The 3,424-nt window shown below is 70.5% G+C and carries 4 protein-coding genes; 2 read left to right on the top strand and 2 right to left on the bottom strand.

What is annotated here, in order from left to right:
* Positions 1-94 precede the first annotated feature (94 nt).
* Together ACQKIP_RS43115 and ACQKIP_RS43120 are read left to right on the top strand one after the other, a co-directional pair.
* Positions 95-1,099: a hypothetical protein gene (locus ACQKIP_RS43115; RefSeq protein WP_365863390.1), complete on the top strand. Its 1,005-nt coding sequence runs from the start codon at positions 95-97 to the stop codon at positions 1,097-1,099.
* Positions 1,096-1,668 (top strand): GNAT family N-acetyltransferase, encoded by a 573-nt coding sequence (locus tag ACQKIP_RS43120; RefSeq protein WP_365863391.1) that lies wholly within the window; start codon positions 1,096-1,098, stop codon positions 1,666-1,668. The genes ACQKIP_RS43115 and ACQKIP_RS43120 overlap by 4 nt, the downstream gene beginning before the upstream one ends.
* 96 nt (positions 1,669-1,764) lie before the next feature.
* Here ACQKIP_RS43120 and ACQKIP_RS43125 read toward each other — a convergent pair whose 3' ends face one another.
* Entirely contained in the window at positions 1,765-2,589 is an 825-nt protein-coding gene (locus tag ACQKIP_RS43125) for an alpha/beta fold hydrolase (RefSeq protein WP_365863393.1), read from the bottom strand.
* A gap of 314 nt (positions 2,590-2,903) precedes the next feature.
* On the bottom strand, positions 2,904-3,424 hold a 521-nt coding region (locus tag ACQKIP_RS43130; RefSeq protein ID WP_427745513.1), incomplete at its 5' end, for a helix-turn-helix domain-containing protein.

Raw genomic sequence — 3,424 nt, forward strand, 5'->3', positions numbered from 1 at the left:
GACAGGATCTGGATCAACGACCTGCTGAAGGCAACTCTCTGATCACAACGTCACACAGGCCCTAGGGCCGTGCGGGCCGCAGGAGGAGGACTCAGTGGAACGACGCGCCCTGCTGCTCGATGGCGCGGGCGTACTCCTGGCGCTCCCGCTCGGCACCGGAGAACAAATGCCGGGCAAGGTCGGCGCGCGTGAGGTGTACGCCGTCAAAGCAGCCGTGACCACGCTGTACGCGCAGGACCAGGATCACGGTTCGGCGCCGCTTCGCCGGGCCGCGTCCGAGGCGCTGCACGCTGCCTACCAGTGGCTGCAGTGCGGCACGTACTCCAGCCGCACCGAAGCCAAGCTGCGCTCGGCGACCGGCGCGCTGTCGATCGCCGCGGGGTGGCTCTCCTACGACTCCGGACGGGCCGGGGACGCCCACTCGCTGTACGGCGAGGCTCTGGCGGCCGCGCGGATTGCCGACGACCCCGAGCTCGAGGCGCACGCTTTCGGCTGTCTCTCGCTGCTGGCAAAGGCATCGGGCCGGCCCCGTGAGGCGATCTCCGCTGCGCAGGGCGCGCAGACCGTCGCTCGCGTCCTCGGCTCCCCGCGCCTGCTGTCCCTATTCCATATGCGCGAGGCCGGCGGGTGGGCGCTCATGGGCGACGCGTGCGCCACCGACAAGGCCATCGTCCGCGCCCACACCTTCTACGCCCAAGGGCCCTGCGACGCCGATCCGCCCTGGCTCGCCTTCTACGCGCCCGGCGAGCTCGCCGGTCTGGAGTGCCTGGCCCGCGCCGATTTGGGCCAGCACGAACGCGCGGCCGCAGGGGCGGAGCAGGCCGTTCTGCTGCACGGCGATGCCTTCGCCCGCAATCGCGCCCTGTACACGGCCGATGTCGCCATCCAGCATGCGGTGGGGCAGCGCCCCGAGCCGGTAGCAGCCGCCGAGGCCGCGGGCCGGGTTCTGGGGTTCTTGCCCGAAGTGCGCTCCGACCGGCTGCTGCAGTCGCTGCACAACGTCGCCGGCGCACTCCAGCGACACGGCCGCGTTCCTGCGGTCGCCGACTGGATCGAGGAGTACCGCACCACCACCGCCACCGGAGGAGGACGGGCGTGACCAGCACCCGCAGGGACGTCGTGGTCCGCACCTACGGCCCCGGCCACATCCCGCCGATGCTCGATACCCTCGCCGACCTGTGGTCCGACGCGCACCCCGAACTCGTTGACACCCCGGGCGGCTCCACCGACGGGCTGTCCGCCCCCGCGCTGCGCCGCCAGGTCATGAACCACCTCAAGCACGAGGGTTTCACGCTGGTAGCGGCATACTCGCACGGGGCGATGGCCGGCTTCGGATACGCCTTCCCGAGCACACCCGAATACTGGTACGGCGAGCTCCTCCCCCACATCCCCCAACACGTGCGCGCCGGACGCCTCATGGGCCTGTGCGAACTCGCCGTCACCCCCGCCCGTCAGTCCCAGGGCATCGGCTCCCGCCTCCACGCCGAACTGATCAAAGCAATCAACCCCGAGTGGTCCTCGCTCCTGGTCCGCCCGGACAACACCGAAGGCCACGGGCTGTACGAGCGGCTCGGCTACCAGTACGCGGGCCCCTACCACAACGAACCCGGCGGCCCGGTCTATGACCTCCTGCTCCTGCGAGTCGACAGCAAGCCCGCCGCACGATGAGCCCCCGCCCGCCCCGGACACAGTTCGCAAGACACGCGGGTCCACGGCAGGCCACCACTTTCCGCCGACAGCGGTACCGGCACCGGGATGCGACGCCTATGCGGTCCGGCTGCCTGCTGCAACTTTGGCAGCGCCGGTCTGCCAGAGTTCACGCAAAGCGGCGTTGACGGTTGCGGATTGCTGGGTGTGCGGATAATAGCCGGGGACGCGCAGGAGTCGGCCGTTGACGGCGTCGGCCACGGATTCCGCGCAGGCGATCAGCGGTTCGCCCGCGTACCTGCGGTAGGTCTCCGGCGCGTCCTGCCAGGTCCCGCAGATCACCAGCGTCGGCCACGGCGCGGCCCGCAGCGGCTCCAGGGGCACGGTCGCTTCCCACACGGGGCGTTCGCGCATCGAGGTGGCCACCGCACGAAGGCGCTGCGGCGTGGCATCGGGCACGGGCATGCCCAGGCCCTCCGTGGAGGCACGCAGATACTCCTCCGGCGTCACCGAATCGGGCACACCCGCGCTGTTTCGCACCCGCTCCAGCATGGCCTCGACCACCGGGTTACCGGCGGCCGCGGAAAACGCGGAGGGCTGAATCAGCGTCAGGGACTGTACGAGGTCGGGGCGGCGCCCGGCCGCGAGCATGGCCGCCAGGCCGCCGTTGCCGTGCCCGAGCAAGTGTGCCTTGGCGTCCTGCCGCGCCAGCAGGTCCACCAGGTCGTCGGCGTCGGTGTCGAAGTCGCTGCGGGCGGTGTCAGGGCTGGCGCCATAACCACGGCGGTCCGCCAGCAACAGGCGGTAGCGGTCGGCCAGCGGCCGCTGCGCCGCGAAGCCGTACACCTCGTCGCTGCCCCAGGTGAAAATATTGTGGGCGAAGACCGCGGGGACACCCTCGCCCCCGGTCTCATCCCACACCGTCACGTGAATCGCGGCCATGAGCTTCCCGTCTCATCCCGGCGTGCAGTTCCAGGACACACCGACATCTGGCGGATCGCCTCCCCAGCGGGCTCGTGATGCCCAGTGCTCCCCAGCAGAGCCTACCCAGCCCGTCGGCCGAGCTGGCAGTAAGAAGCCGCCCCACATGGCCGTACTCTCGCACGCTCTCATCCGCAAGTATTCGGCGAGTAAACGGATAGCGCGATGTGCATCACGACGTCGGGCTGGCGGTGAGGGCCACGTAGTCACGGGCAAGCCGCCGCCAGCGCTTACGCGACTGGCTGCACGTCGTGTCGGTGCTCGCCCGCCTGCGATCACTTGCGCAGCCGGGAACGGTACGCACCGGGCGCCATGCCCCGGACACGTCGGAAGGCCCGGCTGAAAGCGTGCGGAGAGGCGTAGCCGACTGCGTCGGCGATCGTCTCGACCGGCTCGTCGGTGTCGCGGAGCCGGACGGACGCCAGGTCCATGCGCCACTGCGTCACGTACGCGCCCGGCGTCTGTCCGAGGGCGGAGCGAAAGTGCCGGGACAGCGTCGTCCGGGAGACCGCCGTCGCAGCCGCCAGGGACTCGGTGGTCCAGGGGTGTTCCGGTCGGGCGTGGACACAGGCCAGGGCGTCGCGCACCACCGGATCACGCATCGCGTCCAGCCATGATCCGGGCTGCTTGTCCGGGTGGCGGGCCAGCCAGACGCGTACGAACTGGATGAGCAGAAGGTCGACGATGCTGTTGACGGCGGCGGTGGTGCCGATCTGCGGCAGCGCGAGCTCCGCCGTGAGAAGCTCGACGGTCTTCTGGAGCTGCGTGTTCTCCCGGCTCGTGACGTGCATCGGGC

It is taken from the genome of Streptomyces sp. NPDC059900, assembly GCF_050270335.1.
GTDB lineage: Bacteria > Actinomycetota > Actinomycetes > Streptomycetales > Streptomycetaceae > Streptomyces.

What these genes read in the sequence shown, in the direction of transcription:
- ACQKIP_RS43125 (WP_365863393.1), bottom strand. Translation starts at nt 2,589, where the DNA reads ATGGCCGCGATTCACGTGACGGTGTGGGATGAGACCGGGGGCGAGGGT.